15 protein-coding genes and 1 tRNA gene are annotated in these 21,568 nt (G+C 35.1%); 4 read left to right on the top strand and 12 right to left on the bottom strand.

What is annotated here, in order from left to right; genetic code table 11:
• Positions 1-88: 88 nt before the first annotated feature.
• From BLR17_RS07605 to BLR17_RS07630, 6 genes are all read right to left on the bottom strand, one after another.
• Complete coding sequence (locus BLR17_RS07605; protein ID WP_066324716.1) at positions 89-715, bottom strand: WbqC family protein; 627 nt, start codon at positions 713-715, stop codon at positions 89-91.
• A gap of 66 nt (positions 716-781) precedes the next feature.
• Entirely contained in the window at positions 782-2,482 is a 1,701-nt protein-coding gene (gene lepB, locus BLR17_RS07610) for a signal peptidase I (RefSeq protein WP_066324715.1), read from the bottom strand.
• 35 nt (positions 2,483-2,517) lie between these two features.
• Positions 2,518-3,219 carry a 4-hydroxy-tetrahydrodipicolinate reductase gene (gene dapB / locus BLR17_RS07615; RefSeq protein WP_066324711.1) on the bottom strand — a complete coding sequence of 234 codons (702 nt, stop codon included), beginning with the start codon at positions 3,217-3,219 and terminating at the stop codon, positions 2,518-2,520.
• A 57-nt stretch (positions 3,220-3,276) separates the two neighbouring features.
• Positions 3,277-3,834, bottom strand: a complete 558-nt coding sequence (locus BLR17_RS07620; RefSeq protein ID WP_066324709.1) for a DUF5683 domain-containing protein — start codon at positions 3,832-3,834, stop codon at positions 3,277-3,279.
• Complete coding sequence (locus BLR17_RS07625) at positions 3,834-4,733, bottom strand: ParB/RepB/Spo0J family partition protein (protein WP_066324707.1); 900 nt, start codon at positions 4,731-4,733, stop codon at positions 3,834-3,836. Before BLR17_RS07625 ends, BLR17_RS07620 begins: the two co-directional genes overlap by 1 nt.
• 6 nt (positions 4,734-4,739) lie before the next feature.
• A complete protein-coding gene (locus BLR17_RS07630) occupies positions 4,740-5,510 on the bottom strand; it encodes a ParA family protein (protein ID WP_066324705.1) in 771 nt (256 codons plus the stop codon).
• Between the two features lie 200 nt (positions 5,511-5,710).
• Between BLR17_RS07630 and BLR17_RS07635 the strand changes: the two genes are divergently transcribed.
• The 3 genes from BLR17_RS07635 to trxB all read left to right on the top strand — a co-directional run bounded on the left by BLR17_RS07635 (position 5,711) and on the right by trxB (position 7,285).
• Positions 5,711-5,785: transfer RNA gene (locus BLR17_RS07635), tRNA-Pro, on the top strand.
• Positions 5,786-5,834: 49 nt separating this feature from the next.
• Positions 5,835-6,080: a GIY-YIG nuclease family protein gene (locus BLR17_RS07640; RefSeq protein ID WP_066324704.1), complete on the top strand. Its 246-nt coding sequence runs from the start codon at positions 5,835-5,837 to the stop codon at positions 6,078-6,080.
• Between the two features lie 257 nt (positions 6,081-6,337).
• Positions 6,338-7,285 carry a thioredoxin-disulfide reductase gene (trxB, locus tag BLR17_RS07645; protein ID WP_066324703.1) on the top strand — a complete coding sequence of 316 codons (948 nt, stop codon included), beginning with the start codon at positions 6,338-6,340 and terminating at the stop codon, positions 7,283-7,285.
• A gap of 56 nt (positions 7,286-7,341) precedes the next feature.
• On the opposite strand, the gene BLR17_RS07650 is transcribed toward trxB, so the two are convergent.
• The 5 genes from BLR17_RS07650 to BLR17_RS07670 form a co-directional block, all read right to left on the bottom strand.
• Complete coding sequence (locus BLR17_RS07650) at positions 7,342-8,172, bottom strand: GIN domain-containing protein (protein WP_066325080.1); 831 nt, start codon at positions 8,170-8,172, stop codon at positions 7,342-7,344.
• A gap of 85 nt (positions 8,173-8,257) precedes the next feature.
• A complete protein-coding gene (locus BLR17_RS07655; RefSeq protein WP_066324701.1) occupies positions 8,258-8,986 on the bottom strand; it encodes a head GIN domain-containing protein in 729 nt (242 codons plus the stop codon).
• 2 nt (positions 8,987-8,988) lie between these two features.
• The gene (locus BLR17_RS07660; RefSeq protein ID WP_066324700.1) at positions 8,989-10,680 is read right to left on the bottom strand and encodes a PspC domain-containing protein; all 1,692 of its coding nucleotides are present in this window, start codon (positions 10,678-10,680) and stop codon (positions 8,989-8,991) included.
• Positions 10,677-11,015 (bottom strand): PadR family transcriptional regulator, encoded by a 339-nt coding sequence (locus BLR17_RS07665; RefSeq protein ID WP_066324697.1) that lies wholly within the window; start codon positions 11,013-11,015, stop codon positions 10,677-10,679. The genes BLR17_RS07660 and BLR17_RS07665 overlap by 4 nt, the downstream gene beginning before the upstream one ends.
• Before the next feature lie 13 nt (positions 11,016-11,028).
• Complete coding sequence (locus BLR17_RS07670; protein ID WP_066324695.1) at positions 11,029-11,484, bottom strand: DUF4870 domain-containing protein; 456 nt, start codon at positions 11,482-11,484, stop codon at positions 11,029-11,031.
• Positions 11,485-11,633: 149 nt separating this feature from the next.
• Here BLR17_RS07670 and BLR17_RS07675 point away from each other — a divergent pair, with 149 nt between their 5' ends.
• Positions 11,634-12,086 carry a DUF4442 domain-containing protein gene (locus BLR17_RS07675; RefSeq protein WP_066324688.1) on the top strand — a complete coding sequence of 151 codons (453 nt, stop codon included), beginning with the start codon at positions 11,634-11,636 and terminating at the stop codon, positions 12,084-12,086.
• A 61-nt stretch (positions 12,087-12,147) separates the two neighbouring features.
• On the opposite strand, the gene BLR17_RS07680 is transcribed toward BLR17_RS07675, so the two are convergent.
• Positions 12,148-21,357: a LamG-like jellyroll fold domain-containing protein gene (locus BLR17_RS07680; RefSeq protein WP_074517146.1), complete on the bottom strand. Its 9,210-nt coding sequence runs from the start codon at positions 21,355-21,357 to the stop codon at positions 12,148-12,150.
• Positions 21,358-21,568: the final 211 nt, after the last annotated feature.

Here is a 21,568-nt window from a genome sequence, read left to right on the forward strand (position 1 = left end):
CCAATTTTTAACCGCAAAGTCAACAAGGGTTTTCGCAAAGTTCACAAAACTTAAAAATTAATTTGTGAATTTGCGGTAAAATTTTTAGTTATCGGATAACTAAACTTTGTGATTTTAAATAATCAACCGTAAATTTTCCTTCGTTAAAAAGTAAATCAAGAATACTTAAATTATTGATAAAACCATATTTGTCATCAAAAACCTGAGGGTAGGATTCAAAAACGGAAGGGTCTTTTTTACCGTTAACTAAAAAGCGGTAATCTTTAAAAGAGTTTGAATCTACTTCATGAAAGTATTCTTCGGTAGTTGTAAAATTAAATTTGGTACGCATGCATTTAGAAATAATTTCTAAAGCTTCGAAGTTTAAATCCATTAAAAAAGTATGTTTCTTTTCGAAAAAAGGAACAAAATCATCTTCAAAGTATTCGAAAAAAGGAGAGCTTCTGTAAGCTGCTTCTAAGGATTTAAAATGTTGTTTTTGCCAGTCAAAGTCGTTTTCTATCTGGATGTCTTTGGTTTTTTGATGACTGGTTTTAGAATGTTTTATTGGAATATTCAAAAGCTGAATTCCATTTGGACTATAAATATAGGTACGGTTTCTGTTCGTTTGTTTTTGGAAATTATCTTCCGTTTCAAATACAATTTCATCTGCTTGCATCATAGCAACAAAATGACTGATAGAGGGGAAATAGGAAGGATGTAATAGGGTTTTCATATACTTATTATATCAGTTTAGGTCTAAAGTTGATTTGAAAATCAACTTTAGACCTAAAACTTTAAACTAGATATTGTTTTTTGCTTTTCTTTTTTTCCAAAAATACTCTCCAACAAAGAAAGCTGCCAAGAGGATTAGGAATATTTTGAAATGTGATTGTGGTTGACCTTCGCCACTTACAGTAGTGAAAACTCTGTCCCAACGCACTTTATTTAATCCTTTTCCATTAGGGTCTAAGCTTAACCAAATGAAAACAGGTTTTCCTACAATATGGTCTTCTGGTACATAACCCCAGTAGCGACTGTCTTCTGAGTGGTGGCGATTGTCACCCATCATCCAGTAGTAATTTTGTTTGAAAGTATAGTTGTTTGTTTTTTTACCATTGATAAAAATATCACTACCCTTGATTTTCAAATTGTTTTTTTCATATACAGTGATTATTCTGCTATATAATGGTAATGTATTAAAATTTAATGTAACTGATTTCCCTTGTTGAGGAATGTATATTGGACCATATTCATCCATATTCCATATTCCATTGTGAGGAAAAATAGAAAGATTCCCTTTTTGTTTATCTATAAATCTAACAATTGAATCAATGGTAGGGTTTTTTCTTAATTCTTCTGCTGACTTTAAAGTTAAATTAGCATTTGTTTTAGCAAGATATTGTTCTTGTATATATAACCCAGTTTTTTCAATAACGCTAGTTGGAATTCCATTAAAACCTGTTTGTATTGTATATGTGCCATCTTGATTTTGATCACCATAAGTGATATAAGGCTTGATAGCTTCTAATTGAGTATCATTATTCGGTTTGATTATGTACGTTCTTGCAAATTCAGTAGAACCTGCTGCTTTTAATAATTCATTTGACACACCTTTTGCTGAGTAAATAGTGTGTTCATATTGCGGTTTTGCTCTTTCTGGTAAGATTAATTTTTTTCCGTTGATGTAAACAAAGCCGTCTTTTATGGATAAACTATCTCCAGGGATACCTACACATCTTTTAACGTAATTAGATTCTTTGTCAATAGGTTTTATCACGCCAGGTCGGCCTTTTGCTTCAAAAAAGTAATGTACGGTATCTGCAGGCCAGTTAAAGACCACGATGTCAGTGCGTTTTATTTTGTCTTCAATTCCCGGTAATCTTAAATAAGGTAGTTGTGGCCAACTTAAATAGGATTTTCTTTTAAGCATCGGAATTGAGTCGTGAACCATTGGCAAAGCTACCGTTGTCATAGGAACTCTGGCTCCGTAATTTACCTTGCTTACAAAAAGAAAATCACCAATAAGTAATGATTTTTCCAATGAAGAAGTTGGAATCGTATAAGGTTGTACAAAATAAGTGTGTACAAAAGTGGCTACGATTATTGCAAATAATAAAGAACTTACGGTATCAGCAGTTTTGTTTTTTGGATGTAAGCTTCTTTCTTTATTATACTCTAATTTTTGGGTGTAATTGATGTAGGAGATATACAATCCACATGTGAAAATTCCCAGAATGGTATCTAATTGACTGCGTTTTCCAAAAGTTCTTAAGGTTTCCACCCAAATAACAGGAAACATAATCAGGTTGATAATTGGGATAAAAAGCAACAAGGTCCACCAAGTAGGGCGACTAATGATTTTCATCAGCACAATGGCATTATATACCGGTATTGCGGCTTCCCATTTTTTTCTTCCAGCTGCTTCGTATAGTTTCCAAGTTCCTAAAAAATGAACAACTTGAATAATAAGAAAGAATACAAACCATTGATATAGTGTCATAGTTCTTTTGGATTTAAGTTAATTTTTGTTTGTGCTTATTGAATGTTCAGAACGTCTCTCATGCTGTAGATACCTTGTTTCCCTGCTAACCATTCGGCAGCAATTACGGCACCTAGCGCAAATCCTTCACGGTTATGAGCGGTATGTTTGATTTCGATACTGTCAATACCTGAATCATAAGTCACAGTATGTGTGCCTGGTACTTCTCCGATACGAACGGCTTCAATGTGAATTTCTTTGTCTTTAGCTTCTTCAAGAGTCCATTTGGTGTATTCGCTGTTTTCAATTACTCCCTGAGCCAGTGAAATAGCAGTTCCGCTAGGGGCATCCAGTTTGTGAATATGGTGAATTTCTTCCATTGTTACTTTGTAACCTTCTATTTTGGCCATCATTTTAGCTAAATATTCGTTTAGACCAAAAAATAAATTGACTCCTAAACTAAAGTTTGAACTTGAAATAAAACCTCCGTTTTTTTCTTTGCATAAAGCAATCATTTCATCATAACGATCCAGCCATCCTGTAGTTCCTGAAACTACCGGTACATTATTGTTAAAACTGGCTGAAATATTTTCAACAGCAGCCATAGGAACGCTAAAATCGATAGCTACATCGGCAGTTGAAAGTCCGTCAAAGGTGTTGAATTCATCTTTTTTCAAAACAATTTCGTGACCTCTTTCTAAAGCAATTCTTTCGATTACTTGTCCCATTTTTCCGTATCCTAAAAGCGCAATTTTCATTTGTATTGTATTTTAAAATTAAAAGGGATTGATCGGAATCAATCCTTTTGTGTTTGATTAAAAGTTGTAATTCAGGCTTAGCCCTACATTTGTTTTTAAGTTAAGATCGTTTTGATACAGTGTAGGTTTTACTGATAGTCGGTCGTCAACATTAAATTGCATTAAAGCCGCATCAACATTAGCATCAATAATGTTTAAAACATAAAAACCTATGACAAATAAAGAAGATAAATCACGATTACGCTGGTAAAATTTTTGTCCTGCAATTAATCGGCTGTTATCTAAATAAGAAAATTCATCATCCGTATATCCTTCCAATCTTCTTTTGTACGCATCTCTAAATTGATGGTATTTTTTATTGCTGTCTATATAAAAATAAAGACTGGTTCCAATGGCACCATAAACCAAAGGTATTTTCCAGTATCGCTTATTATAAGCCTGACCTAATCCGGGTAAAACAGCCGAATAAAATGCTGCTTTAGCAGGGGTTAAAGGGTCGATATCAATAGACTTTAAAGTGTCTTTAGCAACAACAGCCTGGGTTGATTTTTGTGCCAATGCTGCGGTGTTACTTAAGATGCTAAGAAATAGTGCTATGGAAATAATTTTGTTCACTACCCCTTGATTAATTCAATAATTCTATTAAAATCTTCCTGAGATTGGAAAGGAATTGTAATTTTTCCTTTTCCATTATTGGCAACTTTAATATCTACAAGATTTCCAAAATAGGAATTAAAAATTCTTTTTTGGTTATCGTCGATATCAAAAGAAGCTGCCTTTGCCTTGGTAACTGGTTTTGGTTTTAAACTTTCATGGTAGTTTTTTACCAAAGTCTCCGTATCACGAACGGAAAGATTTTGACTTACAATTTTTTGATAAATATCAGTTTGTGCGTCTAAATCTTCAATGTTGATGATCGCTCTACCATGTCCCATGCTGATGAAACCATCACGAATTCCTGTTTGAATAATCGGATCCAGTTTTAACAGACGCAAATAATTAGCAATTGTAGAACGTTTTTTACCTACACGCTCACTCATTTGTTCCTGAGTCAGTTGGATTTCATCCATTAAACGTTGGTACGAAAGAGCTATCTCGATAGGATCTAAGTCATGACGTTGAATATTTTCAACCAATGCCATAACCAAAGATTCATTATCATTGGCAATTCGAATGTAAGCCGGAACGGTAGCAAGTCCCACTAATTTAGAAGCACGCAAACGACGCTCTCCCGAAATTAATTGGTATTTGTTAAAATCTAATTTTCTAACAGTAATCGGTTGAATTACACCTAATTCCTTGATGGAAGTGGCTAATTCTTTTAAAGATTCTTCGTTAAAATTACTTCTAGGCTGAAAAGGATTTATTTCAATAGCTTCAATTTCAAGCTCAATAATGTTTCCAACAACCTTGTCAGCATTTTTGTCCTCAACCGATTTAATATCGTTTTCCGGGTCTTTTAATAATGCTGATAAACCTCTTCCTAAAGCCTGTTTTTTTATCGCTTTTGTCATAAAAAATTATTGGATGTCGTTTTTCTTTATAATTTCCTGAGCAAGGTGTAAATAATTAGTAGCTCCTTTGCTGGTTGCATCATAATTAATGATACTTTCACCAAAACTAGGTGCCTCACTTAATTTTACATTTCGTTGAATAATAGTTTCAAAAACCATATCATTAAAATGCTTTTGTACTTCCTCAACCACCTGATTAGATAAACGCAATCTGGAATCGTACATAGTTAACAATAAACCTTCGATGTCCAATTCAGGATTATGGATTTTTTGAATACTTTTTATGGTATTCAATAGTTTACCAAGTCCTTCCAAAGCAAAATATTCGCATTGGATAGGGATAACAACAGAATTAGCAGCCGTTAAAGCATTTAATGTTAGTAGTCCCAAAGAAGGTGCACAGTCGATAATGATGTAGTCATATTCGTCTTTTACACTTTCCAGTGCTTTTTTAAGCATATATTCTCTGTTTTCCTTGTCTACCAATTCGATTTCGATAGCCACAAGGTCAATATGAGCCGGAATTACATCTACGTTTGGAGCTGAACATTTAACCACAGCTTCTTTTGGAGTATTGCTGTGTTCGAGAATTTGGTAGGTACCAATTTCTACACTTTCCACATCAATACCTAATCCCGAACTGGCATTGGCTTGAGGATCAGCATCTATTAATAATACTTTCTTTTCTAAAACACCCAGGGAAGCAGCAAGATTTACTGATGATGTAGTCTTTCCAACGCCTCCTTTTTGATTAGCAATCGCAATGATTTTGCCCATTTATTTTCTATAATTTTGAACGGTAAAAATACAATTTATTATGGTTTCTGAAAATCTATTTTGTTAACATTTGTTAAAGCTTGATTTGTGGTGTTTTGAGGGGCTTTAGTATGGTTTTGAGTTGAAAATCATAAAATGTATTTTATTTTTGATAATTGTTTGCATAACTAAAAAAGAGTTGTATATTTGCAGCCGCGTTACGGGGTGTAGCGTAGCCCGGTTATCGCGCCTGCTTTGGGAGCAGGAGGCCGCAGGTTCGAATCCTGCCACCCCGACAGAAAACCTTCTTGTGAACCAAGAAGGTTTTTTTTATTTCCAGAAATTATGTTTTATGTTTATATTTTATATTCAAAATCAATTGACAAACATTATGTTGGTTATTCTTCTATGTCATTAGAAGAAAGATTGCGTCGTCATTTGACTTCTCATAAAGGATTTACGGGAAGGACTAAAGATTGGGAAATCGTTTATTTTGAATCCTATGATGATAAAGGAAAAGCTATTTTGAGAGAACAGGAAATTAAAAAGTGGAAAAGTAAAACGAAGATTTTAGAATTAATTTCAAAATAATGGCAAGTTATCGCGTCCCGATTGGAAATCGGGAAGGCCGCAGGTTCGAATTTCCGTTTTCGGAATAAACTCTGCCACCCCGACAGAAAACCTTCTTGTGAACCAAGAAGGTTTTTTTATTTCCAGCCATTTGTTGATTTTATAGTGATTGGTTTTTTTATCTATTTTAGGATAATAAAAACTGATTGTTAGTATTTATTTTTCCAATAATAAAAACTTACTTTTGTGCTGTTTTAAAAATCAAACCTTTAATTATTATGTCAGATACAATCGAAAAAATAAAATGCCTTATTATAGGTTCTGGTCCTGCAGGTTATACGGCAGCAATTTATGCGGCCAGAGCTAATATGAATCCAGTATTATACCAAGGAATGCAACCGGGTGGTCAATTGACAACGACTAATGAAGTGGAAAATTTCCCTGGATATGTTGACGGAGTTACCGGACCTGAAATGATGGTGCAATTGCAACAACAGGCACAGCGTTTTGGTGCTGATGTTCGTGATGGATGGGCAACTAAAGTAGATTTTTCAGGAGATATTCATAAAGTTTGGATTAATGACAGCATTGAATTGCATTGTGAAACGGTAATTATTTCTACAGGTGCTTCGGCTAAATATTTAGGATTACCATCAGAGCAACATTATTTGCAAATGGGTGGAGGAGTATCGGCTTGTGCTGTTTGTGATGGATTTTTCTATAGAAATCAGGAAGTAGTGATTGTTGGAGCAGGAGATTCAGCTTGTGAAGAGGCGCATTATCTATCAAAACTTTGTAAAAAAGTAACCATGCTGGTAAGAAGTGATAAGTTTAGAGCTTCTAAAATCATGGAAGAGCGTGTGCGTAAAACCGAGAATATCGAGATTTTGATGAATCATGATACTGTTGAAGTTATTGGTGACGGACAGGTTGTTGAGGCTATCAAAGCAAAAAATAAAACAACAGGAGAAGTTTTTGATATTCCGGCAACAGGTTTCTTTGTGGCTATTGGTCATAAACCGAACACTGATATTTTCAAAGATTACTTGACATTAGATGAAACAGGATATATTATCAACACACCGGGAACTTCTAAAACGAATGTAGCAGGGGTTTTTGTTGCCGGTGATGCTGCTGATCATGTTTACCGTCAGGCAATTACTGCTGCAGGTACTGGTTGTATGGCTGCTCTTGATGCCGAAAGATATTTGGCTGCTAAGGAGTAATTAACATATTTTAAATACTAAAAAAGGCTGTTTCAGATTAGTGAAACAGCCTTTTTTTATTGATTTTTAGAAAGTTTTGCTTTGTCGGTAAATTTATTTATTTCAATTTTCGCATCGCCATACAATTCGGTTTCTGATTTTTCACTGGCATTAATAATGATTTCTTTTTTAGGATTAATGCTGTTTTTGCTTTGTCCTTCAGCAATCAGTACTATAGAATTTATGGTTAATTTATTTGCTTCCAGAACCGAATTGTTTTCTAATCTAATCAAGCCGCTGTTAGCTTCTCCTTCAATTTTAGCTTTTGTTTTTTGATAGAGGTCTATAATTATTTCATCAGTAGTGATTAAGGATTTTAAATCGGCTCCTTTAGTTAATGCTATTTTAGTTTTTTCGCTTTTAAGATTCAATTCTATTTTTGAATTGCCATCTGCTTCTAATGCAAAGTTTTTGTTGTTAGCATTCATGAATATTTTAGAATCATCAGCTGTTTTGACAATAAGATTGTCGCCAAGGATTTCCTGAATAGCTGTTATTTCGGAATCATTTTTTGAAATAATAGTGTTTAATTCAGAAGTATAAGTAACTTTTACTTTTAAAGATTTGTGTTTTATTATTTTTTTAGAAGTCGAAATATGCAGTACGTTATCAGTAACTTCAATGTCGATTATATCGATTAAATTGTCATCGGCTTCTATTTTAATTTCAGGAAATTCTCCTCTTTCTAAGGAAACCTGAATGTTGTCTTCTACTTCAATTGCACTGAAGTTTTTTATGTTTTTATTTTTTGTTGTTATTGTTTTTGAACCGCTTATTTTTTCTTTCTTCTGTGCTAAAATAATTGTGGTTGATAAAAAGACTAAAAGTAGAATGGTAATTTTTTGCATGGTCATTTTCATTTAGGTTATATACAAATATAAAAAAATCACCCACTTATAATGGGCGATTCTTGTTTTTTAATCAGAATTTTAATTAATCTTCGCTGATGTCTCCTCCTGAACTTGTTGTTTTTTCAATGTGTTTAGGATTGTTATTGTATTCAATTTTCCCACCGCTACTGGCTTCTGCCTTTAAGCTGACAATAGGGTGAATGTTTATTTTTGAACCACTTGAAGATTCGGCTGTAATGTTGTTTGCCAGTAAATCTTCAGCATTTATTTTACTCGCACTGGTAGCTTCGGTGTCTAAGTGGAGCGCCATTCCTTTAATTTCAATTTTGCTGGCACTAATACTGCTTGCTTTTATATTGTCAATGGATAGTTGCGCCTCAATTTTTGCTGCACTCGAAGTGTTTAAGCTAATATTTTCTCCTTTTAAAGTGTTTTTGGTCTTTATTGATGAGGCGCTATTAGCTGTAAGTTCTTCGATAACAGGAGCGGTTATAAAAACTTTTTGTCCATGCTGACTACTGAAATTTCCGTTTTTTCGACTAATAATCAGTACTCCATTTCTAACTTCGGTAATAATACTATTCTGAAGATTATCATCGGCTTCAACCAGCACTTTTGTTCTGTCTGCTTGTTCAACTATTACTTCTATGGCGCTGCTTACTTCAATACGGTTAAAGTTTTCTGAAATATTTCTTTTTTCAGTAATGATATTTCCATTTCCATTAATTGAATGATGATGGTGTTGATTATTACAGGAAACCAGTGTTACTGCAACAAAAGCAATCAGACTGTTTTTTAAAGATACTAACATAATTAATTGGTTTTAATGATGATACCGTCTTTGCCAATTTTTAATTCTTCGATGTGTGTTTTAGAATTTACTATAGTATCCGTTTTTTGATTTTCGGATGTATTTTCATCGTCCGCGTTTTCATCTCCCTGACAATTTAAACAATTGGCTTCTGATTGACCTATTTTGTAAACAGGTTCGAAAGCATCATAATTTAAATCAAAAAAGTCATCATCTGAATGATCATAATCCTGAACGGATTCATCCACTTTGAAAATAGTGCCTTCGATTAGAAACAGGGTAATTTCTATTTTCTGATTTCTGAATTTGTTTTTTAAATCAGATAATAAATAGTTGTCAAAAACAAGCTGATTTCCAGTGATTTTGTATTGGTAGCGAATTTTTTCAGCATTTTTTCTGGCTTCAGAAAATGATTTTCCTTTAGCTTCTTTTTCAATTTGGATATAACTGTAATTTTCGTTTGATTTTTTTATTCTAAAGCGTACATCATTGGAATATATAATGTCGTTTTCGGTTGAATCAGTTGTAATTTTAAATTCGGCACGGTCATAAATATCTCTGGCAAAGTAATCGTTGTACCTGAATTTAATTAATAAAGTATCTTTTAATGGGATATTTAATGTTTCTTTTTTAACCACACGACCATCCATGGCAAAGGCTGAGGCCTGTTTTATTCCTAAAGCTGTGACTAAGGCAATAGCCATAATCCAAAGTGCAATTAATGTATATTTGGCTATTGAACCAATTGATTTGGTATTTGGAGCTAGTAGTTTAAAACCTAATATAGTCAGGAAAAAGAAAGGGATTCCAACGGCAAAAAACATCAGCAAACCTAAAACCCAAAAGGGATAATCTGTAAAATTTCCTGTTTCAATAAAACCTTCCCATGGAAAATCAACAAATGTATTTGTGCCTAAAGTGAAAACCCCAATTAGCAAAATAGTCAAAGTAGACAGTCCTGCTATTATTAGTAAAACTCCAAGAAATTTAGCTAGAATTCCTAAAACGCTCAGGATGAAATTCCCTAATGAATTTCCAACTTTGTTGGCTCCTTTTTTTATCTGATTGCCATATTTGTCATAATCCGCATTTTTTATTTTTTCAGAAACGGTTTCGAATTCTTCTCTTACTTTTTTTTCAATATTCGAAATATTAACCGGTTCTCCGGTCATTTCCAGTTTTTCTGAGGTAGTACGGGCTTCAGGAGTTACGATCCAAAGAATAATATAAGCAATTATTCCTGTTCCGAAACCTGCAAAAATCAAGAGTACTAACACAATTCGAATCCAAACTACATCAATTCCAAAATAATGTCCAAGACCTGATGCTACGCCACCAATCATTCCTTTGTCGCTATCGCGATACAGTTTTTTTGTTCTGTAATTGATAGTGTTTCCTTGTTGTTGATTTTCAAAGCTTTTAGGCTCGTCTTCAATGATGTAATCTTCGGGTTGGCCCATGATGGAGATGATCTCATCAACTTCTTTCAACCCTACTACATGTTTTTCGCTTATTTGTTTTTCATTCAGCAATTCGGCAATTCTCATTTCGATATCTTTAATAATCTCATCCTGACCAGACGAATTATTAAGTGAGCGTTTGATTGCGTCAAAATAGCGGGATAATTTTTGGTATGCATCTTCGTCAATGTGAAAAAACATACCGCCTAGATTTATGTTTACAGTTTTATTCATGACTCTGTTGTTTGGTTTGTGATTAGATTTACGGCATTAGACAATTCGGTCCAGGTGCCATTAAGTTCGTTTAAGAAAGTTTGTCCATCGTCGGTTAAACCATAATATTTTCTGGGTGGTCCCGAAGTAGATTCTTCCCATCGATAGGTGAGTAATCCATCATTTTTTAATCGTGTGAGCAAAGGGTAAATGGTCCCTTCTACGACTAATAATTTTGCGTTTTTTAATGTTTCTAATATTTCGGATGTATAGGCATCTTGTTTTTTTAATACAGATAAGATGCAAAACTCGAGAACACCTTTACGCATCTGGGCTTTTGTGTTTTCAATGTTCATGATTGAGATGTTTTTACTTAATAAAGTTTATCGTTAAAGGATAATTGTATTTCTCACCGTTTGAAGCGTTAATAGCAGCAATGATAATCAGAAAAAATTCTACTATTTTTAAAATAAAGAACAGTAATACACTGATAATTCCTATGGTGATGATGCTAACATTATCAGCATAATTTATTTTATTCCAAAAGAACTCGTGATTGTTTAGGAATTCAGTCCAGTCCATACTGCTAAAAATAGCCGTTGAGAATGCCGGTATGGCAATCAGGACAAAGATTAATGAATAGATTAATAAACTAAGTTGAAAGTTGATTATTTGCTTTCCATTATGGTCGATTAATTCCGATTTTTCTTTTTTACTGCTCCAAATGATAATTGGGAAAATAAAATTTCCAAACGGAATAAAGTACTGTAAAAGAGCGCTTAGATGGGTTAAGGCTGCTATGGTTTTGTCATTTTTGGTTTCCATACTTATAGGTTCTAGTAATTTCTTATACAAATATATGTCTTAAAACAGGTATTATGTATTACAAAGTACTTATAATTAACATAAAATTAACATTTTTGTATTTTTCAGAACTAACTAAATATTTTGTATATTGGTTTAAAACCAAGACAATGAAACTCACTGTAACTAATCTTAACCGATTTTTATTTTTTAAATTACCATCAGCTTTTATTTGTGGGGTAAGGGTAACAGAAATAACATTAGAAAAATGTGTGGTATCAGTAAAACATAGATGGATTAATCAAAATCCGTTTCAATCAATGTATTTTGCGGTTCAGGCTATGGCGGCAGAGTTAACAACAGGAGCTCTGGTTATGTTGTATATTCAGGAAAGTCATCACAATATAGGAATGTTAGTTGCCAGTAATAAAAGTGTCTTTTCTAAGAAAGCAACAGGGCGAATTACTTTTATTTGCCAAAATGTAAATCCAATAAAAACAGCAATTAAAAATACAATTGAAACCGGAGAGGGACAAACCTTTTGGTTAAAATCTATTGGAACTAATGAAAAAGGGGAACAGGTTTCGGAAATGGATTTTGAATGGACTATTAAGCTGAAATAAATAAGAAACACTTCCATAAAAAAATATGGAAGTATTTCTTGGTTTAGGGTTTGGTTTACTGTTATTTGATAATTATTTTTTGGCTGAATTCCCCTTTATCTGTTTTAATCAAAACAATATAGACTGCAGAGCTTAGATTGTTAATTGGAATTTGGATAAAGTTTTGCTTCTCATCATCGATTTTCCACTTGCCAATATTTTGTTTAGGAATATTGAATAAAGAAACGGATTCGATGTTCACATCGTAAAAATTGTTTTTAATATTCAACATGTGATTATCATTAGTATAATAACAAATGATACCGTTGTTAATGTTTGTTTCGTTGATACTGTAAGTTTTGTTTACAAATTGTAAAGAGAATCGATTATTATATTCGCCAGGCGCTAATGAAATTTCAAAATTGGCTTTTCTTAAATCATAATAAATTCTGTTTGTGTTGTCATAAACATAAATATCAAGGTTGTTAGGAATATTTTCTAAGGCATCAATTTTTATAGTTGATTTTCCTTCATTGGTAATTTTTAGCCCAAATGGAATAATTTGTTCACGATCAAAATTTGGAATTCCCTGAATGATAAAAGGAAGGTTTTCTAATTCCCAATACATGTCATTATCTTTAACTTCTATCATTTTTGCATCGTATCCAAAATCAAATTGATTGGTTGTATTTGGGTCGGTACCCACCAGAATTTGTCTGTGATTACCAATTGGAGAATCAAATCCTAATCTGATTTTCATTCGTTTATCAATAGTTTCTTTAGCAGCAAAGGAATTTTTATCATTAGCCGTTTTCATAAAAATAGAATTTCCTGAAGACTCTCTTACAAAGGCACGTTGACTATTTTTAAAAGTGAATGTTCCTCCTTGGACATTGTTTGTTGAGGAGGCATTTATAAAGAAAGCTTGTCCTATAGGAATATAACGTTGTGGGATTTTGGATCCTGTAGCTCCATTGTTAACATTCAGAGGATCGTTTGCAATTGCGGCGACACCTCCGGTTAAGGTATAGGTTGCATAGCCTCCCTCGTATTGCGCCAGAATGTGGTTATTTGACAAACCAAAGTGATCCCAGAAATACAATGCCCCGCCAAAAGTATTAGTTGTTCCTCTGCAACCTGTGCAATCTTTTAGATTGTCTTTTATAAATTCATCGGCATCTAAGACACTTGGATAGGGGTTTCCTATTAGATATGTTTGTTGTAAAGCGATGAATTTATTAATAGTTCCTGAATTTGGTTTTCCTGTGAATACATAATTTTGAGTGTCATTTATAGGAGCAGTTCCTCCGCTTCCTTTCATGCTAAAGCCATCAGCAACAGCAATTAAGCCTGTGCTGGATTTATATTGCCATTGGTAGTAATTATCCCAATTTGAATTTGAAGCAGGGGTAAGCGAACTATAAGTCCAAATCCATCTGTTGCTAATTTTAATAGGTATGGAAAGTGGTCCATCGGCAAAATTGGCTCCGTCACCAAAGTTTATGTTTTTTGGGTTTGAGCTATCAGTTCCATCTCTTAAAATAGAAGTCATTGAGTATGACGAATTATTCGCTGCTCCTCTATTACTTACAGGCGAAGACCAATAGTTATAATTAAAACTGTTTTGTTTGCCTTGTTGGTCTATTTCAATATAACCTGTACTGCTTTCCTCAAAAATACTTTCGCTAAATTGGGTAGTGCTGTAACGTTTTTGAACCAATTGCGATTCGCCTACCAAATCAATTTTACCATCTAATTTTAGATATTGAGTAATCCATAGTCCATGTCCGGGATTGTTTTCGTCTTGAATTCCTGAGTTGGTAATAATTAGTTCATTAGACATTACAATTAGACCAAGTAATGTTAAATCCTGAGTATTTGAAGTAACTTTATGATTAATTTTTACAATATTCCAATTGATTGGTTGATTATTTATTCCAAGACTATTAGGAACATTCCAAACATCATAATTAGTCCAGGTGTTGTCAGTATTCCAAGTTTGGTTAGAAACTCTTGAAGTATAAGGAATAGGAGCTGTTTGTTGTTGACTTGAATTGATGTTACGCAATCTTCCGCTCACTCCTTTGTAGGCAACTAAATTTCCACAATTAGTTGTCATTCGGTAGTATCCCAGAAGATCACTCCATAACAAAGGATTATCTTCAATTCCGTTGTTGTCGTTGTCAGCACCGGAAATTCTTAAAGGTATTACAACTCCTCCCACATCAGTTCCTGAGATGTCAATTTCCTGATTCATCATTTGTCTTATTTGTTCCACTCCTAAAGTTTTATTCCAAATTTTAACTTCGTCAATCCAGCCATGGAAATAATTAGTCGGCGTATTTGTTGAAGATTGATTCATAGCACCTAAGAGAGCTTCGATAGTAGTTGCTGTTGCAACCGGAGCAGAACCATTTTTAGAAGCTAATTCTAAACCGTCAACATAAAGTTTGTAAGTTGCACCATCAAAAGTAGCTGCCAAATGATACCATCTGTCGGTTCCAATAACGTTAGTTCCTGATGTAATAGAATTGGCTCCTGAAGCATTGAACCAATTAAATTGGACTTGCCCATCCACAATACTTAAATCATAACCCTTAGTGTTATCTCCGGCATCTTTTCTGGAGAAAACAGTTCGGATTCCATTGACAGAGTTTGGTTTTACCCAAAATTCAATACTGAAATTAGTATTTAGGTTGTAATTGTCTTTAAAAGAAACATAATCGTTATTTCCATCAAAATCTACTGATTTACAATCTATAAATGTAATAGCGGTTTCATCGAAACAACCATTTGAAAGTGTCCATCTTACCACATACGTTCCCGGATCGGCGGTGAAAATTGCATCCGGGTCGGTGGCACTGGAAAAAGTAGCCGAGTTTCCACATGAGGAAGAGGTAGCGCTGGTAATAGTCCAGGTTCCGGTAATTCCGGTTCCGGGATAATCAGTATCCCCGGCTGTGGTATTTGGAACTACATACAAATTACTTTTCCATGCTCCTTTATTATAGTTGGTTACCGCTGATTTAGTGTTGTCGTAAGCATTTAATTTGATGCTGTTTTCTCCGCAATTACTGGCAAGAGGGGCATAATCTTCTCCGGAATAAGCTAAGCTTGTATTAATATTTACAAAGCTGGTTCCCGAACTATTATCAGTTCTGCAACCATTAACTAAAGTAGTAACTCCATATTCTCTTATTCCAGGAGTTTGAGGAGTTACAGTTGCAGTAGTTCCTCTGGCAATTACATTTCCATCTTCATCAGTCCATTCTAATTCGTCATCTACTGTAGCGAATGCAAAACCAACGTCGTCAATTGCCCATCCGCTTCCTACGTTAAAAGTTTGGGTGTTTGAACAATTATTTGAGGAATGTTTTGGAAAAGTTACATTATTGCAAGTACCGCCACTTGGTCCGGAATTGAAAGTAAATCTAACGCGTAATCCTGCAAGACCTGCGTAAGGACCTAAATTTATTGAAGTATAACGAAAAGCATCGGCTACAGCATATTGTTTAGTACAGTTGGATCCTTTATAAGCATGAACACCTGTGGTATGACCGGCAGTAAAAATATCATTTTGCATGGTGTTAAGTGTCACAGTATAAGTGTTTCCTGCATCAAAAGATAATTCAATTTTACCAAATCCTCCATTACAGAAATAATAGGCAGTATAGAATGTCATTATTGCTTCACTGGAAGTCATTCCGATGGTACTGAACACAGGTGTTTCCAGAGTAGTCACTCTGTTCGCTTCAGCGGCGTGAGCAATAGCAAATTTTGTATTGTCTGAAGTATCGTAATTAATGCCACTAAATGTTGTATTAGGATTAGTATTTGAATTGGTTTCTTTCCAGGTAGGTTCAGTATTGTTATTACCACTGGCTGGGAAGAATCCGTCTAATCCGTCCACACGCCATCCATCTGGTTGGGCATAATTAAATTTACCCCCTTTTCCAAATTGCCCTTCGGGTTGGTCATAAAAACTCTCAGCATTTATAGTTACAGAGTTTCCAAGACAAATATCCAAAGCCGAATGGTTAATGATAATAGGTGGCTGATCCGGAGGCAAAAATCGGGCATAGGCTTCTGCGGATGTTTTTATTATGGTCGGATTGTCTGCATCGGTAATTCTTAACCGCACAAAAGTATCACTTGTTAATCCTGTCAAGGTATAGCTTAGTAAACCGGCTGTGTTAGGTATCGTAATCCAAGTTTCCCCATTGTCATTTGAGTATTCCCAATTTAAAACATGTGAGGCTTGTAAATTATAGGTGCCAATGGCCTGTAATGTAAATTGGATGTCTTTTGGAACTGTAATTCCACCAGGACAGGCTGTAACTTCAATTAAGGAACTTGGCGGTTGGGGATTATCAGGAATAGGATTTACAATTACACCTGTTAAATAGGTAAATAGGTTTTTTGGAGGTTCAACTGTTATAGTTGCTGTACAGCTATTTGAATTTCCGTTAACATCGACTGCAGTTAATGTAGTAATTGCGGTATAAATAGTAGGTGAATCAGCAAATATATTAGGAAATACATTTAACGAAGCAATTCCGCAGGCATCATTGGAACCATTGTCAACATCAGATGTTTTGATTGTAGCGACTCTGGTAATTGGATCAATCACTACAATATAGTTTTTGCAAATCATCGTTGGAGGTGTATTATCCACTACAGTTACAATGGCATTACAACTGCTGCTGTTTCCGCCATTATCAGATACAGTAAAAATTACATTGTTAGGGCCAACATTACTGCAGTTGAATGAATTGGGTGAAACGGTCATACTGGCAATTCCGCAATTGTCAGATGAACCATTATCTAAATTCAAAGCAGATATAGTTACAGTTCCATTAGAACTCAAATAAGCAGTGTAATTTTTACAAACTGCTGTTGGAGGAGTATTATCTATTGCGCTAACTTTAAAAGTACAGGCGCTTGTTTTATTGGCAGCATCTTTAGCAGTTAGTGTAATAGTGGTCGTTGCAGTAGAAATTAAGGTACCGGGGGCTGGGGTTTGTGTTATTGTTAAATTAGTATCACAATTATCCGAAGTTGTGGCTAATGAAGTATAATCTTGTAAAACAAATTGACAGTTAGCATTAAAATTAACATTTTGATCTCCCGGGCAAGTTATTGATGGATTTTCATTGTCAATAACGGTGATAATTTGATTACAGGAAGCAGTCAATCCGGCGTTGTCGGTTACCGTCCAGGTTATGGTTGTGTTACCAATGGGGAATTGATAAGTTGCAGTATCAATGGTAATACCAGCTACCTTAGCAACAACAGAGGCAACCGTACAATTATCAGATGTTGTTGGAGTACCTGTACTTACAGTTGTGTAACAATCTCCGGTTCCGTTAGCATTGGTATTTGCTGTTTTATTTGTTGGACAAACAATAGTTGGAGGTATATTATCTATGATATTAACTATTTGGTTTGCTGTTGCCGTATTTCCCGAACTATCAGTTACCGTCCAAATTACTGTAGTACTTCCTAATGGATAAGTTGTCGAAGGATGATTGTTTGTTATTGAAGTTACTGAGCAATTGTCAGCTGTTACAGGTGTTCCTAAATTTACTCCTGTTGCTGTACATGCTGTATTTGTGTTTACAGTTATATTTGATGGAGCAGTTATTGTTGGTTTAATATTATCGTTTACTGTTATTGTTTTAGAACCTGTAATTGTATTTCCGGCAGCATCAGTAACGGTATAATTGATTGTTGTTATCCCTTTGTTAAAGGTATAGGTTCCAACTTGTCCAGGAGTAAAAGTTTTAGTTGTGGCGCCACTCAAGGTGTAAGCAATTGTAGCCCCAGAACAATTATCTGAGAAAATAGCATTAGTCACAATAACTGAAGCTGTACAAACTCCTGAATTAGTAAAAGCATTTTGATCGGTTCCGGGAGTTAATGAAGGATTTGTGGTATCTTTAGCAGTAATCACTACAATTTTAGAATCAGTGTTTCCGGCAGCATCCGTAGCAGTCACGGTTACATTGATTGTTCCGTCATGAATGGCAGCCTGAGTAGTTCCGGCAATAGGATTTTGGGAAATAGTTACACCCGAACAATTATCGCTAGCAATAGAACCGTCTACTACATTTGGAATAGTCACCAAACAACTTCCGTTTAAAGTTACATTTTGATTGGCTTCAGGAGTTAGTATAGGGTTGGTCGTGTCTTTAGCAGTAATCACAACGACTTTAGAGTCGGTATTTCCGGCAGCATCCGTAGCAGTTACGGTTACATTGATTGTTCCGTTATGAATGGCGACCTGAGAAGTTCCGGCAATAGGATTTTGCGAAATAGTTACACCGGAACAATTATCAGTTGCAGTAGAACCGTCTATTAAATTTGGAATAGATACCAAACAACTTCCGTTTAAAGTTACATTTTGATTGGCTTCAGGAGTTAGTATAGGGTTGGTCGTGTCTTTAGCAGTAATCACTACAATTTTAGAGTCGGTATTTCCGGCGGTATCCGTAGCAGTCACGGTTACATTGATTGTTCCGTTATGAACAGCGGCCTGAGTAGTTCCTGCAAGAGGATTTTGAGTAATAGTCACACCTGAACAATTATCGGTTGCTGTAGAACCGTCTACTAAATTAGGAATAGTGACCAAACAACTTCCGTTTAAAGTCACATTTTGATTGGCTTCAGGAGTAAGAACGGGATTAGTGGTGTCTTTGGCAGTAATCACTACAACTTTAGAATCAGTATTTCCGGCAGCATCGGTAGCCGTTACAGTTACATTGATAGTTCCGTTATGAACGGCTGCCTGAGAAGTTCCGGCAATAGGACTTTGAGTAATAGTTACACCTGAACAATTATCGGTAGCGGTAGAACCGTCTACTACATTTGGAATAGTCACCAAACAACTTCCGTTTAAAGTTGCATTTTGATTGGCTTCTGGAGTAAGAACGGGATTAGAGGTGTCTTTAGCAGTAATCACAACGACTTTAGAGTCGGTATTTCCGGCAGCATCTGTCGCAGTTACGGTTACATTGATTGTTCCGTCATGAACAGCGGTCTGAGAAGTTCCGGCAATAGGATTTTGAGTAATAGTCACACCGGAACAATTATCAGTTGCAGTAGAACCGTCTACTAAATTTGGAATAGTTACCAAACAACTTCCGTTTAAAGTCGCATTCTGATTAGCTTCAGGAGTTAGTACCGGATTGGTGGTATCTTTAGCAGTAATCACTACAATTTTAGAATCAGTATTTCCGGCAACATCAGTAGCAGTCACGGTTACATTGATTGTTCCGTTATTAACAGCGGCCTGAGTAGTTCCTACAAGAGGATTTTGAGTAATAGTCACACCCGAACAATTATCGGTAGCGGAAGAACCGTCTACTACATTTGGAATAGTGATCATGCAACTGGCATTCAAATTCACATCCTGATTGGCTTCGGCGGTCAATACAGGATTAGTAACATCTTTTGCAGTAATCACTACAATTTTAGAGTTGGTATTTCCGGCAGCATCGGTAGCCGTTACAGTTACATTGATAGTTCCGTTATGAACGGTTGCCTGAGAAGTTCCGGCAATAGGACTTTGAGTAATAGTTACACCTGAACAATTATCGGTAGCGGTAGAACCGTCTACTAAATTTGGAATAGATACCAAACAACTTCCGTTTAAAGTTGCATTTTGATTGGCTTCTGGAGTTAGTACCGGATTGGTCAAATCTTTAGCAGTAATCACAACGACTTTAGAATCAGTATTTCCGGCAGCATCCGTAGCAGTTACGGTTACATTAATAGTTCCGTCATGAACAGCGGCCTGAGAAGTTCCGGCAATAGGATTTTGAGTAATAGTCACACCCGAACAATTATCGGTAGCGGAAGAACCGTCTACTAAATTTGGAATAGTGACTAAGCAACTTCCGTTTAAAGTCGCATTCTGATTAGCTTCTGGAGTTAGTACCGGATTGGTAGAATCTTTAGCAGTAATCACAACGACTTTAGAGTCGGTATTTCCGGCAGCATCCGTAGCAGTCACAGTTACATTAATAGTTCCGTTATGAATGGCAGCCTGAGAGGTTCCGGCAACAGGATTTTGCGAAATAGTTACTCCGCTACAATTATCAGTTGCAATAGAACCGTCTACTAAATTAGGAATAGTCACCAAACAACTTCCATTTAAAGTCACATTCTGATTAGCTTCAGGAGTTAGTATAGGGTTGGTCGTGTCTTTTGCAGTAATCACAACGACTTTAGAGTCGGTATTTCCGGCAGCATCCGTAGCAGTTATAGTTACATTGATTGTTCCGTTATGAATGGCAGCCTGAGTTGTTCCTGCAATAGGATTTTGAGTAATAGTCACACCCGAACAATTATCAGTTGCAGTAGAACCGTCTACTAAATTTGGAATAGTGACCAAACAACTTCCGTTTAAAGTTGCATTCTGATTGGCTTCAGGAGTTAGTACGGGATTGGTCGTGTCAATAACATTAAAAACGCGGGTTTCAATATTTGTTGCTGAAGCAGTAGTAGTTATTTCTAATCCAACAAGATATTGTCCAATTATAGTCGGAGTAAATGAAGTAGCAGTAGTTTGAGAATCATCCGTTAGTGAACCTATACTTAATGTTGTTATGATTCCATTTGGATCTCTTAAGGTCCATTTGTATGTCACATTATTTTCGGTTCCAGTATAACCCCCAGTAAGATTAATTAGTGAGCAACCATCAATAGTAACAGGTCCTGATGCAGGAATTGAAATTTCGGCGTTAACATTTCCTCCTGATGCAGCAACTTCACCGAAGGTGTAAACCGAAGAACCACCACCTACACAAGCAGCATATTTTTTTGTACCGATGTATATTTCGTCATTATTAGTGCAACTACCTGTAAAATTCCCTCCATTTTCTAAAGTAATTACAGCTGTCGAAGGAAGATTAAGTCTGATTTTGTTAGAATTAAAATTTAAAATTCCTCCGTTTATATCTAAAGTATTTGTTTCTAAAGTTATTGTATTTGGAGAAGAAGAAGGGTTTAAATTTAATGTTCCGTTAATTATTAAATTTCCCATCGAAACGGTAACCAGATTAGAAGAAATGGTGATAATATGTCCGGTTTTTATTGTAATGTTATAAGTTCCTGCAATTTGTCCCGGGTAAGTAGTCGCTGCAGTCCATGAACCACCCGAATAAATTTCCCATGAGGAAACTGATTCCCAATTGCCTGTAGTTTTTGATTGAAAATCTCCATCAACCTGACCATAAGTTGTAATTAGGCTAAAGAATATAAATAATAGCAATAAGTAGTTTTGTTTCATGATTCATACAATTTAAATTCAGAAAACAACTTTTAATTCTTTTGTTTTGCTTCAACAGAATTTGTTGATTTAGCACCAAGAAGTATTTTGAGATTATTCAATAAATAAATCTCTTCTAGAGTAAAAAGATGAATGCTTTTGAGTTAAAAACTCAAAAAACAGCTAGGGGTCAATTTGTTTGGAAGTCACTAATTAAAGTGATGATATAAAT

The sequence above is a fragment of the Flavobacterium glycines genome (assembly GCF_900100165.1).
GTDB lineage: Bacteria > Bacteroidota > Bacteroidia > Flavobacteriales > Flavobacteriaceae > Flavobacterium > Flavobacterium glycines.

Coding starts and splice junctions, on each gene's coding strand:
- BLR17_RS07605 (WP_066324716.1), bottom strand. CDS start 715: ATGAAAACCCTATTACATCCTTCCTATTTCCCCTCTATCAGTCATTTT.
- lepB (WP_066324715.1), bottom strand. CDS start 2,482: ATGACACTATATCAATGGTTTGTATTCTTTCTTATTATTCAAGTTGTT.
- dapB (WP_066324711.1), bottom strand. CDS start 3,219: ATGAAAATTGCGCTTTTAGGATACGGAAAAATGGGACAAGTAATCGAA.
- BLR17_RS07625 (WP_066324707.1), bottom strand. CDS start 4,733: ATGACAAAAGCGATAAAAAAACAGGCTTTAGGAAGAGGTTTATCAGCA.
- BLR17_RS07630 (WP_066324705.1), bottom strand. CDS start 5,510: ATGGGCAAAATCATTGCGATTGCTAATCAAAAAGGAGGCGTTGGAAAG.
- BLR17_RS07640 (WP_066324704.1), top strand. CDS start 5,835: ATGTTTTATGTTTATATTTTATATTCAAAATCAATTGACAAACATTAT.
- trxB (WP_066324703.1), top strand. CDS start 6,338: ATGTCAGATACAATCGAAAAAATAAAATGCCTTATTATAGGTTCTGGT.
- BLR17_RS07650 (WP_066325080.1), bottom strand. CDS start 8,172: ATGCAAAAAATTACCATTCTACTTTTAGTCTTTTTATCAACCACAATT.
- BLR17_RS07655 (WP_066324701.1), bottom strand. CDS start 8,986: ATGTTAGTATCTTTAAAAAACAGTCTGATTGCTTTTGTTGCAGTAACA.
- BLR17_RS07660 (WP_066324700.1), bottom strand. CDS start 10,680: ATGAATAAAACTGTAAACATAAATCTAGGCGGTATGTTTTTTCACATT.
- BLR17_RS07665 (WP_066324697.1), bottom strand. CDS start 11,015: ATGAACATTGAAAACACAAAAGCCCAGATGCGTAAAGGTGTTCTCGAG.
- BLR17_RS07670 (WP_066324695.1), bottom strand. CDS start 11,484: ATGGAAACCAAAAATGACAAAACCATAGCAGCCTTAACCCATCTAAGC.
- BLR17_RS07675 (WP_066324688.1), top strand. CDS start 11,634: ATGAAACTCACTGTAACTAATCTTAACCGATTTTTATTTTTTAAATTA.
- BLR17_RS07680 (WP_074517146.1), bottom strand. CDS start 21,357: ATGAAACAAAACTACTTATTGCTATTATTTATATTCTTTAGCCTAATT.